This is a genomic window from Terriglobia bacterium (assembly GCA_032252755.1).
Lineage (GTDB): Bacteria > Acidobacteriota > Terriglobia > Terriglobales > Acidobacteriaceae > JAVUPY01.
Genome location: JAVUPY010000007.1, coordinates 1 through 19,278, shown reverse-complemented (window position 1 = coordinate 19,278; position 19,278 = coordinate 1). Strand labels below are relative to the sequence as shown.

Sequence of the window (19,278 nt, the reverse complement as noted above, 5' to 3'; positions counted from 1 at the left end):
TCACATCTCGTCAAAAGAATTCGCGAAGAATCCAGTTGTGGCTTTCTATAACTACCTTGACGCTCATAGTGGCGGAAATGATCACTCATCCGTGGTTCCATCGCGAGTTGTGATTGTGATCCGAATTAGTGCTCGTGGCCTTCTTCATCCATTAGCTGCTGTAATCTTTCGTGCAACCTTTCTGTATACCCGATGGGAATCTTAAAAGTTCGATCATCGGCTACCAATATCAGGATGTTCTTCGTCGAGTCGAGAACGGCAGAGCAATAGTTGCACTGGGCGAGGTGTTTTTCGATCGCGCTCTTCAACTCAGGCGGTACAGTTCCATCGATGTAATTGCTAATCTGGTCCCAGACTTCCCTGCACTTGATTGTCATCGAACACCCCCCTTCCGCGCGAACCAAGCCAGCAACCCGCGACGATTCGTTCCGAGCCGAGGTGCAAGCATTTTCTGCAGCCTTAGCCGGGCCCGGAAGAGTCGTATTTTCACAACTCCTTCAGTTTTTCCCAGGGCCTTTGCGGTTTCCGCGATACTAAGCTCCCGGATGTCGCGCAACAATAGTATTTCGCGATCTCGCAGCGATAGTTGTGCGATCGCCTCCTGAATCAGGTTCCGCAGTTCCTGTTGCTCCAGTGCTTCAGAAGGCACAAAACGCCAGTCCGCCAGCACCGCAGGAGTGTAATCTCCATCGTCCTCCTCCATGCTTTCGCTCAAGGACTCGAACCTCGAACTCCGCACTCGTCGCAATCGGGCGCGAGCTTCGTTCAGCGTGATCGCAAGCAACCATGTATTGAACCGGGATTCGCCACGAAAATTCCTTAGTCCGACGAACGCTTTGAGAACTGCTTCCTGCGCGACGTCCTCGGCGTCTGCCTCGTTTTGCAGGATTGAATATGCGGCGACATATACGCCCCGTTCGTAAGGCTTTATCAAATCGTGAAAGAGGTCGCGCTCGCCCGAGAGGATACGGGCGATCATACCCGACTCTCGAGTAGTGGCTTCCTCGGAATTCGTCGACTTTGCGCTGGAATCCTGCACGTATTCTCTTCGGTCTTTTATCGACGCTGCAAAGGGCCGAAAAGTTACACATCTTCTTGATCTGCTGGTCGTGGATTAACTCACAGCTGCCCCGTAACTTTTCCGCATAAAGACACTCTCATCGCTGTTGCCGCAGATACGAACTGGCAGCCGACCACGAGGACGGTCGCAATTAAACTTCGAAAGGTACACCGGAAATGAGCAACAACGATCTCAGGTCTCTCGCATTAGCTGCTGCCATGGCAGGACTGCTGGCTGGTTCTGGCTCCGCATTCGCCAAAACACTCACTACCAACACAAATGGCAATGGAGTCAACACCGCCGCACTCTTTGGCGACAAGAATGACAAGGACAAAGACCAAGAAAAGCACGTCTTCTAATCACCGGGACCGGTGTTCCACCGGTCCCATTCGCAAACAGGACTATCATGCCTGCAAATCGATTCAACGGATTCACTAACTACGGAGTCGGAATCGGCCTCCGAGTCCCGCATTATCGTCACATCCTTGAGACCCGGCCCGCTGCTGATTGGTTCGAGATTATTTCTGAAAACTACATGATCGACGGTGGACGGCCGCTTGCAATACTCGATTCGATCCTCGAGCACTACAAGGTTGTCCAGCACGGAGTCTCCCTGTATCTCGGATCCACGGACGGATTGAACCAAGATCATCTCCGCCGATTGAAAGCGCTGATCAAACGAACAGGGACACCTTGGGTCTCGGATCACCTCTGCTGGGGTAGCGTCGACGGTCGCTATTCGCACGACCTGCTTCCACTCCCCTACACCTGGGAAGCAGTCGAAATATGCGTCGCGAATATTAAGTGTGCACAGGACTTTCTCGAGGTACCGCTGATCGTAGAAAACGTCAGCAGCTACGCCGAATTTTCGGACTCCGTGATGACAGAGTGGGAATTTCTTTCCGAGATCGTTGAACGCGCCGACTGCGGAATACTTATCGACGTAAATAATGTCTACGTGAGTTCCAGGAATCACGAGTTCGATCCCTCCCTCTATGTCGACTCGGTCCCAACAGAACGAGTTGCGCAGATTCATATTGCGGGTCATTCAAACTATGACAATTACATTCTGGACACTCACGATCATCCCGTAGTGAATGATGTCTGGAGGCTTTACAGCCGAGTCATCGATCGAGTCGGCCCTACCGCCACACTTCTGGAGTGGGACGATCGCATTCCGAGTTTTGATGAAGTGATGACCGAGGCATTGAAGTCTCGCTCGTTTCTTGAACAGGCAACGTGTTGTGAGGCGGCCTCGTGAGCAGACTTGCAGAAATGCAACGGCTCTTCGCCACGTCGATAATGCGACCGGTGACCGCGTTGGGAGATGTGCGCCGGACAGGCCAGGCAAGAGCAATGAAGCTGCTCCGCGCCACTCCCCGGCTCGGCGCCCAGGAACGCCTTGGTATCTACACCCGCTCGTACTGGAGTCGAGTTCTTGATTCTCTTGGCGAGGACTTCCCCGGACTACGAGCAGTACTCGGCGCTAAACGGTTCGATTTGATCAGAAAACAGTACTTGGAGGATTGTCCATCTCGAACGTTCACCCTCCGCAACCTTGGGGAGCAACTTCCGCACTGGATCGAGAGGCACGGATGGCTGGTCGGTCCTCGCCTTCCACTCGCACTGGAAATGGCACGACTTGAATGGGCTCACATCGAAGCGTTCGATGGCGCGGAATTCCGACCTTTGGCCACAGAACAATTTTCGGAACTCACAGCGAATTCCAGATTGGCTCTGCAGCCTCATATCAGACTTCTGAAACTTTGCTATTCGGTCGACGAAACCCTGCTGAACGTACGTGACCAGCTTAGTGCTAAGGGGTCCATAAGGAAACTGCGCAAAGCGCCACGCAACCTGCAGTTTCCAGTTGGACTAGTGGTCCATAGACTAGATTTTCAGGTCCATTACAAGCGTATCGATTTGAACACTTTCGCGTTGCTCGATCACATTTCCAAAGGGCTTCCTCTTGGAAACGTGCTTGAAGCCGCATTTCGAGATTCGACCGTCAGCGAAAGCTGCTGGGAAGAACACCTCCGCAACAACTTCGAACTCTTTGCGGCCCTGGGTTGGATCGGACGAACGAATTAAAGGAGCAGACAGTGAGTCACCAGTTATCAAAACACGCTAGAAACTTGTACGCGAGATTCCTACAAACTGCCGATCGTGGACAGGATTTATTGTTATTGGCGGTGCGAGTTTATTGGGGGTGGCAGTTCGCCCAAACTGGGTGGGGCAAGTTCGAAAACATTCACCAAGTCGCAGAATTCTTTGCTTCTCTGGGTATTCCTTCGCCCGCGGCAAACGCGTGGTTTGTCGCTGTCCTCGAACTCGTCGGCGGTGTGCTTATCTTTGTAGGTCTCGCCTCGCGCCCGACCGCATTCCTTTTGACCGCAAACATGTCTGTCGCATTCTACGCTGCCGATCGTGAAGCCTTGATGTCAATCATCTCTGACCCCGAAAAGTTCTATGGCGCAGCTCCCTACACGTTCCTATTCGCTTCCCTGCTTGTGTTGTTTTTTGGTCCAGGCAAATTTGCTCTAGACGTGTTATTCCGACGGAAAGGCACCAAAGAGAATCGACAAGAGAAAACGTTTGCCAGGGCTGCCCGAGTGTAGGTTCCGGTCCTCAGACACTGTCTGGCCGGCGATGTAACTTCTTACAGTGCGCTCCATCTACTGGGCATGCGTGTTGCCATTTCTGTTCTTGTCCCGCTGTCGATGCTCTTGCTTAGCGTAGCTGGCTTTTCCCAACAAAAGAGACCCACTCCAGTCGTTGTGGAGCTTTTCACCTCAGAAGGATGCTCGAGTTGCCCGCCTGCGGACCACCTCCTTGAGCAATTCCGACGCGCAAAGCAAGAAGAGTTCCAATTGATTCTCCTGGGGGAACACGTGGACTACTGGGACGGCCTTGGATGGAAGGACCGTTTCTCGTCCCGTGTATTCACCGATCGCCAATCCGCTTACTCGCATCGGTTCAAGCTTGGAAGTGCATATACACCCCAGATGGTAGTTGATGGGCGACTTGAGATAGTAGGAAACGATGCGCCTGCCATCAGCAAGGCGATTCACACAGAGAGTACACGCGCAAAACCGATTGAACTACAACTTGTATGGTCCACGCCGACTTTACTTGATGTCACTATTCGGGGTGTGACTCGTGCTGAATCTACATTAATGTTGGCGATCACGGAGGACAACGTGACAACGAATGTCCGTGCCGGGGAGAATGGTGGGCGGATATTGCGCCACACCGCAGTCGTGAGGAAATTAGAGAAATTGGGAACTATTTCTGCCGGCTCCTATCATTCCGCTGTTCCGACCGAGCTTGATGCTTCCTGGAAGAAGAACAACATTATGGTTGTGGTTTGGGTGGAAGATCGTAGTGGAATCACAGGTGCAGCTTCGATCGACACTGCCCATTAGCGCTCACTTAAACGGAATTACTTCTGATAGCTCATCCATATCAGCCAACGTAAAGTCGGGGGTGAGGTCGAGTCGCTCGGGAGGCATTTTCGCCCGATTGACCCAGGCGGTCGGATATCCGAACCACTTAGCCCCGACCGCGTCCCAACCAGCAAATGCTGCGAACAGTACCTCATTCCTCGCCAGGCCGAAATGGTCGAGCCCCATCTGATATGCCCGTGGACTTGGTTTGAACGATTTCACCCTATCTGTTGTTAGGAGATCTTCGAAGTATTCGGAAAGACCTGCCCTGCGGAGATTCGTGCGCATCATTTCGGCTGTGAAATTAGATAGAAACGCCATTCTGATTCTCCGGTGCCGAACCTTTTCCAATACTGCCGGTACTTCAGGCCATATCGGAAGCTCGAGATAGGCACTCATCAAGTACTCTCTCTCGTTCGAATCAAGTTCAACTCCCATTGACTCTGTTACCTGGGTCAAGGCGTCATCAGTTACATGCCAGAAATCCTTGTACTGTGCTCCAGACGTTCGAAGCCAAGTGTATTCAAATTGACGGGAGCGCCACTGCACTGTCAGTTGAGGTCCCCGGCCAGGGAATACTTCTTCAACCCGCTTTGCAATGGGGCGCGGATCGAAGATCACAAATGCATCGAATGCAATTGCCCGCACCTTTCGAGAAGAAGGCGAGTATGGGGGTCTAAAATTGCTGGCTCCCATTGCTGAACCAACTGACGTTGCGCCAACCATCGCTATGAATCTGCGTCTGTCCATAGTACTTTTCTGTTTTGAGGCGACCAGTAATCGCAATCACTACGCGAGGAGATCCGACTCCGGAATCGGGCAGATCTCTTCGCGCATTACCTCCTGCTAGTCGGCAGCATTAACATTCGCTTGCGGAACATCGGCCTGATCAAACAACCTCACAGCCAAGGAGCCATGAGTGACTGCTGCGCCTGCTCTCAAAGCGGCCGCCAAGAAACTAGCCTCAGCCACTTCTTCGCGCGACGCTCCTGCAACTTTTGCAGCTCGCGTATGTACCTCGAGGCAGTAGGGGCATTGAGTAGTGCACGCGACCGCAATCGCGATCAGCTCACGATATTTTCTAGGAATCTTCCCATCATCTTGCCCAACCGTCTGATCGAACGAAACAAACGCTGCAAATTCAACAGGCGCCAGTTTTTTCAGGCTTCCCAAATGCTTCAGGTCTTCCGAGTCGTGATAATGCAAGTTTCCTCCTTCATGTAGCTCGATAAGGAGACTACAGATACCAACACAGTTCGCTGTCACAAACTTGTCTTGTTCCTGCCAACAATTTGTCTAGTGCCCAAGGATTTTATGAAGGTGAATCTATGACAACTTGTTGACATGACTTTAACTTCCGATCCCTGTTTTGCACGTCAAAGTGTCAGATACGCTGCGCAAGTGCAGCGAGCAATCAATGGAGATCAGATGTCGGTATTGATTGGAATTACCACGCTGATGGACTACACGCAATGGGAGCGTCTGGAATGGCACGCATGGCTTACGAATAACGGAGAACATGCACTGCGCTTCGACCTTGGATTGCACAGAGGTGGGAGATTTCACTGCATCGGAGACTTAATTCACCACATATTTTCATCCGAGCTGAGATATTCAGACAGACTCCTAGGGCGTTCGCCGCGCGACACTTCATCTTTCTCGTCACTCGATGTTGAAGCACTCTTTCAGTTTGGGCAGCTGAGTCGATCAACTTTCGAAGAATTCGTGTTCACTTTGCCCAGCCGTGAATGGGACGTTCCTCGCCCACTGTCAATCATGAATGCCACCGTTCAGATTACTTCGCGGAAGCTCGCCGTCCATGTCTTGCTTCACGAGATAAGACACTGGGCACAGGTCTCCACTCATATCCGGTTGAACGGGCTCGGGAGTGAGTTCCATGATTTCCTGCTGAGCCCTGTAATGGGCTCTGTCAACGGAAGTCGCGAGCTTTTGAGACAACTAAAAGACAGCGCTTCTCAGTCGTCCTCGGATGGCACCGAATCCGGACCACACGCAACGAATAGTTCTCTTGGGGAGGGTGACACTTGCTGATTCCACTACATGGCGTCTTTGAAGCTCATCTGAACGTATCAAAGCTTCACCGGGCATTGGCCTTTTACAATGGCGTTCTGGGGCTGCCTTTAGCGGCAAGTTTTCCCGAAAGGCGGGTAAGCTTCGTGTGGGTCGGTGATCCGGGCCAGTCGATGCTCGGGCTGTGGGAAGTTGGAACTTCGCCCCAGAAATCGCTCTCTCACGTTGCACTCAGAATCTCACGCAGCGACTTGCCGAAGGCTCTCGTCGAGTTACATGAAGCCGGCGTCCAGGCCCTGGATTTCGAAGGCAAACCGGCAGATGCACCTGTCGTACTGGCTTGGATGCCGGCAGCCGCAATATACTTCCGAGATCCAGATGACAATCTCTTGGAATTGATAGCAATGCTTCCCGATCCGCCCCGGCCTACTCTTGGAGTTGTATCGTGGCGGGATTGGATTCATCGCTCCCCTGAGAGTGAATTGGTAAATCAGCCCATTCTTCCAATCCCTGCGAACGGGTCGTTACTTCAGAAGATGCTATATGGCAGAGAACAATAGTTTTCGACTTTCATCCTCAGCTCCGATCGAGGAATTCCCTGGTGACCTCCTATCGTATTTGTCCTCGGTCGATGAAGCGGAGTGCCATGTTACAAAAGTCCTTAGTGAGCTGAATAGTCACCAATCACACTGGCGGCCATTGGGGAGAAATGGGTGGAGCGTTTGCGAATGCGTCAATCACATTGCGCTAACCAATGAGAAATATCTTGAGGCTTTGGAGTTGGCGTCGAAGAAAGCGCAATTCGGACATACACCATTGGAGCCCGGAGGATTCATCTCCAGGTATTTCCTCAAAAAAACAGAGCCGCCTGTTTCATTGCGAATCAAGGCGCCAGCGAGTATCCGACCCAAAAGCCAATTAGATAAACAGGAAGTCCTAGAACACTATCAGAGCTCTAACAGGACACTCAGAAGTTTCATTCGGCGGACAGCTGACCTCGACCTCTGTGGGGTTAGGTTTAAAAACCCACTAGTTCCCGGCTTCAATTTCACGGTGGCGACCGGACTTCTTATCATCAATGCTCATACAAGACGTCATCTCTGGCAGGTCGACCAGTTGTTAAGTAGCCCTGGTTTTCCTAATAAGTGATGAACGTGAGTACTTCTAAACCGATTCGAGAAATCAGACTTGTCGAGGCACCCCCGTCGTTTGACCGAACACTGGTCATCGACTTGATGCGACTGGCCGACGACTCTGAAAGCGAAATACTAGGATACCTGCCGACGGGACGACTGTTCTTACTTTACTTTGGAGATTCTGACCAACTCCCGATCGGTCAGCTTCTGCTGTGGGAACATGGAGAAGGTGTGGTCGAAATCAAGAGTCTCTCGATTTCGCCGGCAATCCAACGCATCGGGATGGGAACTTATTTCGTTGAAAGAGTGATAGCACTTCTTAAACGAAATGGGGCGAGGCAAATTCATGTATCCACAAGCACTGCAGATCACGATGTAATCAGGTTCTACCAGAGGAATGGATTTCGCTTACTGCGAGTGGAACGGGACGTCTTTACAGTCGAGAAGGGATACCCCAAATCCCTGATCTGCGATGGTATCCCGGTTCGTGACAGGATTTGGATGGATCTACAACTCTGAAGACGTCAGAACCGCGACATAGATTAACTAAGGGAGCTGCAATGATGCAGCAGCTCCCTTTCCGGCTATCGAGCAGCAATTCCGTTAAATCCAGCAGTGGCAGTCAGCCCCTCCAGTTCTCCCAACTCGTTTAGTGTCCCGTCTTGGTTAATCTGGAATACACCGACAGTCCCCGATCCGGAATTCAGGGAGTAGAGAAAGCGCCCGTCTGAGCTCACAGCAACATCCAGATCTACAGCGCCCTGCGACAGATTAGCGAGAACTGTTCCGGGCAGCGGATCGAGTGTCCCATTCAATCCGATGCGGAATCCCGAGATGGTTGATGTCGCTGAGTTTGCCGTATACAGGAACTTTCCATTTGGAGTCACGACTTGCCAGCAAGTGGCAGCACCTGCCGTCGGGATGCTTACGCTGATGGGCACAAGTGTCCCGTTTGGAGCCAGGGCGTATGACGAAACTGCGGAAGTGTTGCCCGGCGTTCCCGGCCCGGTCTCAGAAGTTATTGCCAAGCCGTTCGGCGCAAATACAACTGCAAACAGCCCTGGGCCGGCGCTTGGAGTCCTTACTGCAGGACCAAGCGTTCCATTTGGATTGATTGGGAATGCATCCAATTGGTTTGTAGCTTTCTCTGTTACAAGAAGGAAGCGTCTGTCCGGGGAGATTGCGAGCGACCCTGCACGGGGATTATTTGAACTCAGGAACGATTTGGCACCGTCAATTTGACGAAGCTTCCCATTAGGCTGGAGAGCGAAGACAGTCACGTTGCTGCCTCCTCCGGCATTCAGTACGAAAACAAGATTTCCACGTTGCGCAACCGCAGTGGGATTGCTACCGCCAGAGGGAACTACGTCGAGGCGTGCCAGTTCAGGTCCTTGCACACGAAAAACTGTAAGTTCTCCAGACCCCGCATTGACCGCGAACAACAGTTCACGATCTTCGCTGAGAGTCAATGACCCCTGCGACTCCAATGGATCCGTTACTCCCCCGCTGCCTCTTCCGCCGGTCGCAAAAGCACGGAATTTGTGCAACTGGCCATCGGTGCCAGGGGTGAACGAGATGACTTCATTTTTTACAGCAGAATTTGTCATCACGAATAGGGCGAAGCGGTCGTTCCTGCTCGCTGAAGATTGAGCTTCACCAAAACTTGAAAAAGCCATGCTCAGCATCAATGTGACACCGAACACAACCCGGGCTGTCCTGATCATTTCTTGCCTTTCATACCACAGAAGTCCGACGATTTGACCTGTCGGTTACATGGTTCGATTGGCAGGAGCTATAGATGTTTCGGGTAGGGATGTAAACAGATTGTCACCGGGTCTTAATCTGAATGGATATTCCGAAGATCAGTTGTCAGAGACCGATGCGGTGAACTAAATCTTGAAATCGAGGGTCACTGCGCAGTGGATCAAAACCTGGCCGCATAAGAACACCGGGATTGAATTTCTCGCTGTAGCTCTTTTCCAACCATGCCATTGCCTGGTCGTTGTCTCCAAGAGATGCGTAAACGATTGCAATCTCAGAACCATAAGAATGCATCTCACTCGACCGGGTCTTTAGGTCTTCAAGTAAGCGGAAAGCATCCTTTTTGTCTCCGGCGGCCGCGTAACTGCGTGCAAGGTTTGCGACGCAAGTCGGGCTACCGCCGGATAACCGTACAGCCGTCTTCAACTCTGCAATCGCTTCGTTGTACATATGCTTGTCAAAGTAAGCTTGTCCTAGGTGATTGTGAGCGAGACCAAAGTTCGGATCCAGTTCAATAGTCTTCTTGCTTTGCGCGATTGACTCGTCGTAGGAATGAGCGATCTCCAGCAGCTCAGCAAGATCGGCGTTGATGACAAGCGAAAGGGGATCCAGGCTTTGAGCTTTTCTCATTTCCGCAATCGCTTCCGTGTAGCGCCCGAGGATTGCAAGATGCCAAGCATACCAATGGTGGGCAGTGGCATACCCTGGATTCAGTTCAATGGCACGCTTAAATTCGTCTTCAGCAACGCGGAAGTTCCATTCGAAGCTCCGCAAGCAAAACGCCAGAGATGTGTGTGCTTCCGCAAGTGAATTGTCCAGCTCTAATGCCTTGAGCGCAGCTTCCTTCGCTTTGGGCAGTGCCTCTTTTGGGGACATCACACCATATTGCCAATCTCCCAAGAGTGCATAAGTATCCGCCAGCCCTGTATATGCTTGTGCATAAGCGGGGTCTTCTTCTATCGCTTGATTGAAGTAGCTCAGCGCCACTTTCAAGGTGTCGGGGGTCCGCTTGTTCCAGAAGTATCTCCCCTTCAGATACGAGACATACGCATCGGGGTTAACCGGTTTCGCGTGTTCCAGTGCGACTTGATCCTGGTGACTGAGCTTGATTCTCACCTGGTCAGCGATTGCAACGGCAACCTTGCTCTGGAGTTCAAGTGTCTCGCTCAGATTGCCGTCATAACTTTGTGCCCAAAGATGTTTGTCTGAAGACGCTTCAATCAGCTGTGCCGTGATCCGAACCTGAGTACCCGAACGAATTACTGTGCCTTCAACGATCGCATCGACGTTTAACTCTCTGCCGATTTCAGGCAATGGCTTATGTGCGCGCTTGTATCCCATCACAGAAGTTCGGGATATCACCCGCAGGTCGTGCAACTGTCCAAGATCAGAGATCAGTTGATCTGTCACGCCGTCGGCGAAGTAATCCTGGTTCGCATCAGTCGAAAGGCTTTCAAATGGAAGGACAGCCAGCGAACGAATGGTAGGGGTAGAGGCCATCCGTGAACGTAGCCAGAGTGTCGCCGCCAAACAGACAACTACGACCAAACCTACTGCCAGGGCCTTCACGGAGACATTGATCCGATCCGTCGCAGCAGTAGTCTCAGTTGAGACGTGTGTCTCGGAGCCGATACTATTCTCGTCCGCAGCGGAGTTTAACGGCGGAACCGAAAAATTTGACTCGACAGGCCTGACCTCCGCCAGGAATCGGTATCCCTTCCGCGCAACCGTCTCCACAAACCTGGGGCTATCTGCCGAATCACCTAACGCATCGCGCAATTTCCGAACGGCCTTATTTAGACCGTGATCGAAATCTACGAATGTATCCGCGGGCCACAGTGCACTTCGCAACTCGTCGCGCGTAACCACTTCTCCAGGGCGCTCGAGCAGCATAGTCAAGATTTGAAACGGTTGTCGCTGTAGCCGGATCTTGAGGCCCTGCTTCCGCAGTTCTGACGCACGGAGGTCAACTTCAAACACTCCAAAACGGAGCCGCTCGTTTTCTCGACTCACTTGCGTCACGTAAACCGGCTCTCACTGGGAATTGCAAAGCCAACACCTACTAGATGCACGGCGATTTCGAAAGGAACTTTTCAATTTTTCCACAGCGTTTTCAGCAGGATGCCCGGGAACCCAAAGTCCTTTAACTGAGGATTTCCCATCCATTGTGATCCTCGTTGACTTGAATGAAAGTGATGACACTTCGCGAACGGGGTGAGACGTCCGCAAATTTCTAGACAGTGGCAGGAGGACGAGGATGGCTGAATCGAATGAATATCTTCTAAATAACGATCAACATACCGATGGGATAGATCGTAGAGGATTCCTGAAATGCATGGCATGGGCTGGAACGGGAGCAATTTGTGTGATGAAAGCTGGTGTGCTCCAGTCGTATGCCCTCAGCGAGATATCCCAAGGGCCCGACAAATTCATGGGCGACCTGAGCTTCGTCCAAATCAGCGACAGCCATATGGGGTTCAACAAGCCGGCAAATCCAGATGTCACAGGAACCCTCATAGCGGCCGTAAACAAAATCAACGCACTCCCCTCTTCTCCCGAATTCATCCTGCATACGGGCGACATAACGCACCTCTCCAAACCTGAAGAGTTCGACTTGATGGACCAGATCATCAAGAGTGCCAATCCGAAGAACGTCTTCTACGTTCCTGGAGAACATGACGTCCTTACTGACGATGGGAAGGGCTTCCTGGAAAGATGCGGGCGGGGGACCAAGGGAGATGGCTGGTACAGTTTCGACCACAAGGGTGTTCATTTCATTGGGCTCGTCAACGTACTAAACCTGAAGGCGGGAGGTCTTGGAACCCTCGGTCCGGAACAGCTGAAATGGATGCGGGACGACGTGCGACATCTAAAGCACAGCACCCCCGTTGTCGTCTTTGCCCATATTCCTTTGTGGACGGTCTATCCGGAATGGGGCTGGGGAACAGAAGATAGTGCCGAAGCCCTTTCGTATCTGAAGAAATTCGGGTCTGTGACAGTCCTGAATGGCCATATCCACCAGGTGATGCAAAAAGTCGAAGGGAACGTGACCTTTCATTCGGCCGCCTCCACTGCCTTTCCCCAACCGCAACCCGGTATGGCTAAGTCCCCTGGACCGATGACAGTACCGGCCGACAAGTTGAAATCTCTATTGGGAATAACCGCCGTAACCCAGATACACGGAAAGCACTCCATCGCTGTCGTTGATTCAACGCTTGAGGGCTAAGAAAGGAGAAATGAAATGAGAAGAACTCTATTGATTTTAGCTGCCTTGCTAATACTCCAATTTACCGCACTGGCGGTCGTGTCGAGCAAGACAGCCGATGACGAATCGACTAACGCTCCGACCAGCGCCCAGATAACGATCGACAATTTCAGCTTCGGGCCGGAAACACTCACCGTTGCGGTGGGCACAACTGTCACATGGACGAATCATGACGACATTCCTCACAACATTGTAAGCACGGAGAAAGTTTTCAAATCCAAGGTTCTGGACACGAATGAAAGCTATTCATTCACATTTACCAAAGCAGGGGTTTTTCCATACTTCTGCTCAATCCATCCGAAGATGACAGGCAAAGTAGTCGTCAAGTAAAGGAACCTTTGTGAGTCCTTTTGACCTCAAAAGTGTGGTGTTGGCACGGCATGCACAACATGTCGTGCTAATTCATTTCCCAATTGCGCTTTTCACCACCGCCGTGGCCTTTGACTTCCTGTGGCAATGGACACAACGGGAAGAATTCGCGATAGTCACCTATCTCAATCTTCTACTTGCGGCGGCAACCACTCTGCCCACCGTGGTTTCCGGCTTGTTGGCTTGGCGCTGGGCATTAGAAGGGCAACAACTAAAGGGTGTCTTGTTGGTTCACCTGCTGCTCGGCACCTCGGCGACAGCGGTCGTCCTTTTCGTTGCATGGATCCATACGATCGCAAGACGTGCACCACGGACAGCACTGCCGGGCTATCGATTAGCGATTGAATTTACGGCCGTCATGTTAATTGCGGCAACAGCGCACCTAGGCGGCATATTAACTGGCGTTAACGGACCCTATTGAGGAAATCATGGAACGTCTTCCATTGGGGAGAAAGTTATGGGTATGTGGGAGGTTAAATCATTGGGACCGACAGAGTTTGAGAAAACCTCGATGCTGCAAGTCGCAACACGGGATGAACTTTCTCTGGAAAGCCTGGTTTCACTCCTGTCCAGCGAAACTGAATCCTACTTCGAAATCGTGTTCAGGTTTCAGAAGGAGGATCGTCGGGCAGAAATAGTGCTCACCAGTGCCGCAGAGGCCAATCAATCGTTAAAGAGGCACTTCATCGGCGACTTGGAGCACAAGCAACTGCACGTTGTACCCCCCTCGGTCACAACCAGATTGCACATTACTGATACGTGGGCGCGCTTCGACGAAGTGGAGATTGATTTCCAAAGGATGACAGTTTTGCGTAGCGGGCAGTCCATCGTCCTGACAGCTCATGAATTCAAAACATTGAAATACTTCGTCTCGCATCCAGAAGTGGTTATAAGTCGAGCACAACTTCTGGACGAAGTCTGGGGATATCAGAACTATCCCACTACTCGTACCGTCGATAACCGCATTATGAAGCTGCGAAAAAAGCTTGAGGCCGATCCAACAAAGCCTGCCCACTTCCTGACTGTTCACGGTATTGGCTATAAATTCGTACCGTAAATCGATATGAAGCCAACACGGCGTTTGTGTTGGGAACATTTCCAACTGCCGTCCTCAACCGGCATAGTCGTCGACGTTCGCGACAATTGTGTGCGCTGGATCCTAACTGCTTACATCGAGGCGGCGGGGTAACCTCCATATCATGGCGCGATTTAGGTCGACTCCGGTTCCCAAACCGCCCTCGATCTAATTTGCGATGAGGATCCTCGCAAGTGTAAGTCGAGCCCCCTGGGCTATGGTGTTGTTTAGAGTTCACCTCCGAAAGGTTCTCGTCGGTCAACTCAAGGTGCGTGCTGACCAGGATTAGAGTTCTGATCCCGCTGTCAATAGTCCGGAGTAGCGTTCGGACCCTGGTATACCCACCCGGTCTCGACTAGTTGGTGACTCCCTGCGCCGGCCTTCTCTTCCTCTTTCCAGCGCTCCAGTGCAAACTGTGCCTTGGCAAACGACGGATAGATGATACAGATTGCACCGCGCCCCTTCGGGTCCAGCTTCGTGTAAATGTAGTTATCAAACGCGACCTCAAATACTTTGTGGTCCTGGTTTCCAGCGGGGAAGAAACCGCTGATGTAGCTCTTTCCCCTTGGAGATCTGCGCGTACTGCAGAGCACAGTTCCGGATGAGTTGGAATGGTCTGATGATCCGTAGTGGATACCGCGGAACCCTGGCATGGCTTCCATGTGCGAGCGCCCTTCGGAGGGGGCGCTCACCCTGGCAGCAGTACCACTGAAGCTATTGCAAAACAGATTGGCCACACACCCGCAAAGTACCGCCCGGAAACCGGAGCGGGCGTACAGCAGGAACTGTTAAACACATTACAGCCGATGAAGAATATGAGAATGATCACAGCAATCATGAGCCATGCACATTTCTTGACAGACACTGCCAGTCCCTCCTGTTTGAATTTACGAGCCGGTGCGGTGATACGATTCCGCTGAGAACAGCAATACAAAAGAGAATTGTACTGCCGACTCCTTCCTTCCACTACGACTCTCCGCACAGAATAGATTCAGTACAGGTGAGATAGGTCTGTAAACAGGCGGTAGGTCTCTGTAATTTTAATGTCACCGAGCTGAACTCAGATCGGCCAAGCCATGAACTCATCTCGGCTCGCGCTGGAATGAGGTACCGATATTCGATTGCGCAGACTCAGTAACAATCAATTTACGCAATAGTGACGTAACATCCGCGTCGCCCACGAATCCAACGGGCATGGAGAACTTTGACGAGTGTTTTAGCCGCTCATTGTCGTAGTAAGCAGTCCGTCCATCCGCGCGGCCACTCAGTTTCCGGACTGGTCGAATCACACTCCGACAAACGATTGGAAAACCACAAGGAGGTCTTTCAGTGTTTCACTCGCATGTCACACGAACCAGGTTGGCGTTGTTGCCATTGCGTTTGGTGATCGGATTCGGATTTGCCGCGCACGGATTTGCCAAACTCCACCGCGGCCCCGAGAGATTTGCTAATATCCTTGCCGCCATCGGCGTTCCTCAGCCACACCTGACGGCATGGGTTACCTCTCTTGTTGAGTTCTTCGGCGGCATTGCCATGATGGCCGGTGCGTTCGTCGCACTCCTGACTGTGCCATTTACAGTCATTATGTTGACGGCATTGTTTACCGTTCACCTTCGATACGGATTTTCATCTATAACCCTGAAAGCAGTTACAGCGTCAGGAGCTGAGTTTGGGCCAGTTGGGTATGAGCTGAATCTGCTTTACATTGCCGGACTGCTGGTCCTGGCAATCGGCGGACCTAGTGCATTTTCGATAGACGGATGGTTCCACCGCAGGAAGTTCTATTGCTCAAGTAGCAATTGCTGCAGGTCCGAGATAGATTGAAACGAACGGTTAGGGCTGATTAGGGGATTGCGCTGGCTCGGTAAGGGAGTGCGAAGTTTATGAACCCAACGAAACGACTTTATTGGGAAGACGATCACGCTTCACATGCGACTGGCGTGATTTTGTGTGTTCGCGGCACAGATGTGGCTCTCGATCAGACGTGCTTTTATCCAGGTGGCGGAGGCCAACCGGCAGATCGAGGGATTCTGTCGACCGAAGAAACATCGGTAACTGTGAATGATGTTAAAGCCGATCCTGATGGAATCCTGTGGCATTGCTGCGAATGGGCAGATCCGGGTTGGGAACAAAAGACAGCACAACTTTCGTTGGACCTACCACGCAGGTCTGCGCTGTCCAGATATCACACCGTGCTTCACCTCGTGAACACGATTGCACTTCGCGATTATGGCGCGTGGATCACGGGCGCGCAAATCGATGTTGAGTACGCTCGCATTGACTTCAAGTGGGATGGATTCTCGCCTTCGTTGTGCAACGACGTCGAGGCTAAAGTTAATCGGGAAATCGGTTCAAGTCGGTCCATTCGGGCCTATTCCATTACCGAAGCGGAATTTAATGCCCGCCCCGAACTGCTTCGGACTCTGAAGGTGCGCCCACCCGTTTTCGATGGCCGCGTTCGGATAGTTGAAATCGCAGGGTTTGACGCGCAGGCATGCGGTGGAACTCACATCGAAAATACGACCCTCATCGGCAGGATGTCAGTGGAGCGCGTTGAGAATAAGGGGAGCATTAACAAGCGTCTTTACGTTAAGCTCAACTCCAAGCAGAATTGACGGCTCGGCAAATATTCTGAGACGGGAACTCACTTTTGCTGACGACGCCCGCCCAAGTCCTTGCGGAAATGAACACAAGCATCCACGACTTCATAGCCCAAGGCCTCGTGTGCACGATGGGATTTCCAGTTATCGATAGTTGCGTCTGATGCAATTTCAAGACAGTGCTGAGTGCGTGCCCACTCCTCAGCCTTTTCAATCAGCATCTTCCCTACTCCACGCCGACTGAAGCTCTCCGCAACATACCATCCTTCAATATATGCTGCTGGCTTTGCGGGACTGCATCCGTCCGCATGCGAACGCAGGTCGACTTCCACAAACCCGACCAACTCTTTCGAGTTGGTTTCTGCGATGAAGATGGCGAGCGGCATGGTAAGGACTAGTTCAGTTTTACCCTCGAGAATCAGTCGAAGCTCTCCGAAGTTGTCTTCGAGCGAACGCTTCGGCCAGAGCGCACAGCAAAGGCTTGCTAATCGCTCGAGATCGCGCAACTGAGCGCTTCTAATCGTGACTTGATTCAGCGACAAGAATCCGTCACGGTTTGAGAGAACGCCGGTGTTCCGCTTCTTCATTTCCTTAGCGTTAGCCATACCGGGCCCTCACCAGTGTCGACAGACGATCCAACCTGGGTCAATAAGCCGGTGGCAGGGTCGACGCTATATTGGGTTACGTCATCTGAACCTTGGTTGACGGCATACGCAAATCGCCCCGAGGGATCGAGGATGAAGGCGACTGGATTGTTCCCGGTTTGCGTGATTGAAACTGGGGTCAAAGCGCCTGTGTCCGCATCTATTGCGAACACGGATATCGTATTTGCCCTCGTGTTAGTCACGTACGCAAACCGGCCATGCGAATCGATATTGATCGAGGTAGGGGCATCCGTTGTGGTGCGCCCGACCTGCGGTCGTAAACTTCCATCCGTTGCGTCGACTGAGAAGGTGGAAATGTCATTGGACCCAAAGTTGGCAGTGTAGGCGAACTTCCCATTTGGGTGAATCGTAAGCCAGACGGGATTTGTGGGGGCCGGAACTGCACCGGTAAGCCCCAACCTTCCTGCGCTGTCAATCCTGTACACGGTTATGTCACTGGAATTGGCATTTGCTACATACGCAAATTGTCCCGACGGATACAGTGCCAACGCCACTGGCAGGTCGTCTGATTGGGCTGGGTTGTCAACGAGCGTTAAGATTCCCGTGCTCTTGTTGATCGAAAATACCGAGATCTCGTTGGAGTCTTGATTCACAACGTAAAGCAAATTCCCCGTCGGTCCGAAAAGCATGAATCGGGGTCCGTGGCCGGTTGGAACAGGTTGACCAACCATGGACAACTCACCGGAGCTCGTGTCGATAGCAAAAACGGAGATATTGTCAGACCCTTGATTTCCAACATAAGCGAATCGACCGGAAGGCTCTACAACGACAACTCTGGAGTTCACACCACCGGCTGGAAGCGTGTTCCTCAGCGTCAACCTGCCGGTTTGCGGGTCCACTTCATAACTGGAAATGCTGTTTGAAAAATAGTTCGCCACAAACGCAAAGCGAGTCTCCCTGGGCATCTGATTGGAGGCTTCGTGCATGCCACCACAGTTCGAAGCTGAGACCGCGAACACCAGAGCCAGGATTGACGTGAAAATCGTTTTATCCGACATATTCGACCTGAACGCTGAAAATATGAAGTAGTCAGCGCGAGATGGAAGCGGCAGAGTCCGAACACGCTCTACTCCTCACCCATAGTGGATTTCGGAACGATCGTGTTTGATTCCGGTGACAAGTAAAGGTTTCGTAACTACTATGTCGCAGTTCGGTCTGCAATCAAGAACTGCAAAAGATCACAGTTCTAGGCGCTGCCTCCACATCGCCTGTTTGCCGAGGGGGCGGGCGGGGGATCAGGAAGGCGCTCCATTCACTTTTACGAAGCGGAACGATACTACCTTACGAGCAGAGACTCTATTTGCATTCGGGGTCATGACCACCTCATTGCCGAAAGGTATGTATGGACTACGAAACTGCTCAAGAACTCGCCTTCCAGATCAACCAGAACTGGAAGACATGGACCGATCTTGAACGCGGCGAAGCCGTCGTTCGTTTGCGTGACTACGGCGTGAGCCACCGAAGGCTGGCCAGGATCGCCGGATGTAGCGAGGGCCTGATCCGCCACATCGAGATCGTCGGCATTCTCCCCCACCACTGGAAACAGTATCTGTATGCCGGATACTCGACCCGCAGGATCGTCGCGGCATGGCGGGCGCAACAACGCTCACAGGATTAGGCCCTCTTTTTTTCCTCCGGGTGTCGCATAAGTTCTCACTCTAATGATCGTTACGCATGCGTAACGGCCCCCCGAGACTGCGGTTTTATGCGACACCACTTTCCACCAACAGGCCCGGTTTCCAGTGGAGAGGCCGCCGGCCGACCCGACCCTCTCCCGCGCGCGAGGATTCTTACTTGCCACCGCGAAGCACCTGGTGAAGATCGCGTTCTGCGACAGGAAGGCGTTCTCTTCCGTGCGGAACTGCGGGCG

The 19,278-nt window shown here is 52.1% G+C and carries 22 protein-coding genes; 13 read left to right on the top strand and 9 right to left on the bottom strand.

The window, feature by feature from the left end; all coding sequences use genetic code 11:
• Positions 1-125 precede the first annotated feature (125 nt).
• Together ROO76_00675 and ROO76_00670 are read right to left on the bottom strand one after the other, a co-directional pair.
• Positions 126-377 carry a zf-HC2 domain-containing protein gene (locus ROO76_00675; protein MDT8066655.1) on the bottom strand — a complete coding sequence of 84 codons (252 nt, stop codon included), beginning with the start codon at positions 375-377 and terminating at the stop codon, positions 126-128.
• The gene (locus tag ROO76_00670; GenBank protein ID MDT8066654.1) at positions 374-979 is read right to left on the bottom strand and encodes a sigma-70 family RNA polymerase sigma factor; all 606 of its coding nucleotides are present in this window, start codon (positions 977-979) and stop codon (positions 374-376) included. The genes ROO76_00675 and ROO76_00670 overlap by 4 nt, the downstream gene beginning before the upstream one ends.
• A 257-nt stretch (positions 980-1,236) precedes the next feature.
• Between ROO76_00670 and ROO76_00665 the strand changes: the two genes are divergently transcribed.
• From ROO76_00665 to ROO76_00645, 5 genes are all read left to right on the top strand, one after another.
• Positions 1,237-1,419: a hypothetical protein gene (locus ROO76_00665; GenBank protein MDT8066653.1), complete on the top strand. Its 183-nt coding sequence runs from the start codon at positions 1,237-1,239 to the stop codon at positions 1,417-1,419.
• 47 nt (positions 1,420-1,466) lie between these two features.
• Complete coding sequence (locus ROO76_00660) at positions 1,467-2,321, top strand: DUF692 domain-containing protein (protein ID MDT8066652.1); 855 nt, start codon at positions 1,467-1,469, stop codon at positions 2,319-2,321.
• Positions 2,318-3,151 carry a DNA-binding domain-containing protein gene (locus tag ROO76_00655; GenBank protein ID MDT8066651.1) on the top strand — a complete coding sequence of 278 codons (834 nt, stop codon included), beginning with the start codon at positions 2,318-2,320 and terminating at the stop codon, positions 3,149-3,151. The genes ROO76_00660 and ROO76_00655 overlap by 4 nt, the downstream gene beginning before the upstream one ends.
• 11 nt (positions 3,152-3,162) lie before the next feature.
• Complete coding sequence (locus tag ROO76_00650; protein MDT8066650.1) at positions 3,163-3,678, top strand: DoxX family protein; 516 nt, start codon at positions 3,163-3,165, stop codon at positions 3,676-3,678.
• Between the two features lie 66 nt (positions 3,679-3,744).
• Entirely contained in the window at positions 3,745-4,485 is a 741-nt protein-coding gene (locus ROO76_00645) for a DUF1223 domain-containing protein (GenBank protein ID MDT8066649.1), read from the top strand.
• A gap of 3 nt (positions 4,486-4,488) precedes the next feature.
• Here ROO76_00645 and ROO76_00640 read toward each other — a convergent pair whose 3' ends face one another.
• Both ROO76_00640 and ROO76_00635 read right to left on the bottom strand, forming a co-directional pair.
• A complete protein-coding gene (locus ROO76_00640; protein ID MDT8066648.1) occupies positions 4,489-5,256 on the bottom strand; it encodes a haloacid dehalogenase type II in 768 nt (255 codons plus the stop codon).
• A 96-nt stretch (positions 5,257-5,352) separates the two neighbouring features.
• On the bottom strand, positions 5,353-5,712 hold the full coding sequence (locus ROO76_00635; protein ID MDT8066647.1) for a carboxymuconolactone decarboxylase family protein: 360 nt from the start codon (positions 5,710-5,712) through the stop codon (positions 5,353-5,355).
• Positions 5,713-6,551: 839 nt separating this feature from the next.
• On the opposite strand from ROO76_00635, the gene ROO76_00630 reads away from it, so the two are divergent.
• On the top strand, positions 6,552-7,097 hold the full coding sequence (locus ROO76_00630) for a VOC family protein (protein ID MDT8066646.1): 546 nt from the start codon (positions 6,552-6,554) through the stop codon (positions 7,095-7,097).
• A 1,160-nt stretch (positions 7,098-8,257) separates the two neighbouring features.
• On the opposite strand, the gene ROO76_00625 is transcribed toward ROO76_00630, so the two are convergent.
• Both ROO76_00625 and ROO76_00620 read right to left on the bottom strand, forming a co-directional pair.
• The gene (locus tag ROO76_00625) at positions 8,258-9,397 is read right to left on the bottom strand and encodes a beta-propeller fold lactonase family protein (protein ID MDT8066645.1); all 1,140 of its coding nucleotides are present in this window, start codon (positions 9,395-9,397) and stop codon (positions 8,258-8,260) included.
• A 145-nt stretch (positions 9,398-9,542) separates the two neighbouring features.
• Entirely contained in the window at positions 9,543-11,003 is a 1,461-nt protein-coding gene (locus tag ROO76_00620) for a tetratricopeptide repeat protein (protein ID MDT8066644.1), read from the bottom strand.
• Positions 11,004-11,691: 688 nt separating this feature from the next.
• Here ROO76_00620 and ROO76_00615 point away from each other — a divergent pair.
• The 4 genes from ROO76_00615 to ROO76_00600 are packed head-to-tail and all read left to right on the top strand — an operon-like array spanning position 11,692 to position 14,125.
• Positions 11,692-12,660, top strand: a complete 969-nt coding sequence (locus ROO76_00615; GenBank protein ID MDT8066643.1) for a metallophosphoesterase — start codon at positions 11,692-11,694, stop codon at positions 12,658-12,660.
• A 15-nt stretch (positions 12,661-12,675) separates the two neighbouring features.
• Positions 12,676-13,029, top strand: coding sequence for a cupredoxin family copper-binding protein (locus tag ROO76_00610; protein ID MDT8066642.1), 354 nt, complete (start codon positions 12,676-12,678; stop codon positions 13,027-13,029).
• A 10-nt stretch (positions 13,030-13,039) separates the two neighbouring features.
• The gene (locus ROO76_00605; GenBank protein ID MDT8066641.1) at positions 13,040-13,489 is read left to right on the top strand and encodes a DUF2231 domain-containing protein; all 450 of its coding nucleotides are present in this window, start codon (positions 13,040-13,042) and stop codon (positions 13,487-13,489) included.
• A 36-nt stretch (positions 13,490-13,525) separates the two neighbouring features.
• Positions 13,526-14,125 (top strand): response regulator transcription factor, encoded by a 600-nt coding sequence (locus tag ROO76_00600; GenBank protein MDT8066640.1) that lies wholly within the window; start codon positions 13,526-13,528, stop codon positions 14,123-14,125.
• Between the two features lie 323 nt (positions 14,126-14,448).
• Here the strand turns inward: ROO76_00600 and ROO76_00595 are convergent, their stop codons facing one another.
• Positions 14,449-14,805, bottom strand: a complete 357-nt coding sequence (locus tag ROO76_00595; protein MDT8066639.1) for a hypothetical protein — start codon at positions 14,803-14,805, stop codon at positions 14,449-14,451.
• Between the two features lie 667 nt (positions 14,806-15,472).
• Here ROO76_00595 and ROO76_00590 point away from each other — a divergent pair.
• Entirely contained in the window at positions 15,473-15,967 is a 495-nt protein-coding gene (locus ROO76_00590; protein MDT8066638.1) for a DoxX family protein, read from the top strand.
• 59 nt (positions 15,968-16,026) lie between these two features.
• Positions 16,027-16,758, top strand: a complete 732-nt coding sequence (locus ROO76_00585) for an alanyl-tRNA editing protein (GenBank protein MDT8066637.1) — start codon at positions 16,027-16,029, stop codon at positions 16,756-16,758.
• Positions 16,759-16,787: 29 nt separating this feature from the next.
• On the opposite strand, the gene ROO76_00580 is transcribed toward ROO76_00585, so the two are convergent.
• Positions 16,788-17,348 carry a GNAT family N-acetyltransferase gene (locus ROO76_00580; GenBank protein ID MDT8066636.1) on the bottom strand — a complete coding sequence of 187 codons (561 nt, stop codon included), beginning with the start codon at positions 17,346-17,348 and terminating at the stop codon, positions 16,788-16,790.
• Positions 17,327-18,313, bottom strand: a complete 987-nt coding sequence (locus ROO76_00575; GenBank protein MDT8066635.1) for a beta-propeller fold lactonase family protein — start codon at positions 18,311-18,313, stop codon at positions 17,327-17,329. The genes ROO76_00580 and ROO76_00575 overlap by 22 nt, the downstream gene beginning before the upstream one ends.
• A gap of 437 nt (positions 18,314-18,750) precedes the next feature.
• Between ROO76_00575 and ROO76_00570 the strand changes: the two genes are divergently transcribed.
• Entirely contained in the window at positions 18,751-19,026 is a 276-nt protein-coding gene (locus ROO76_00570) for a hypothetical protein (GenBank protein MDT8066634.1), read from the top strand.
• The last annotated feature ends 252 nt before the right edge of the window (positions 19,027-19,278 follow it).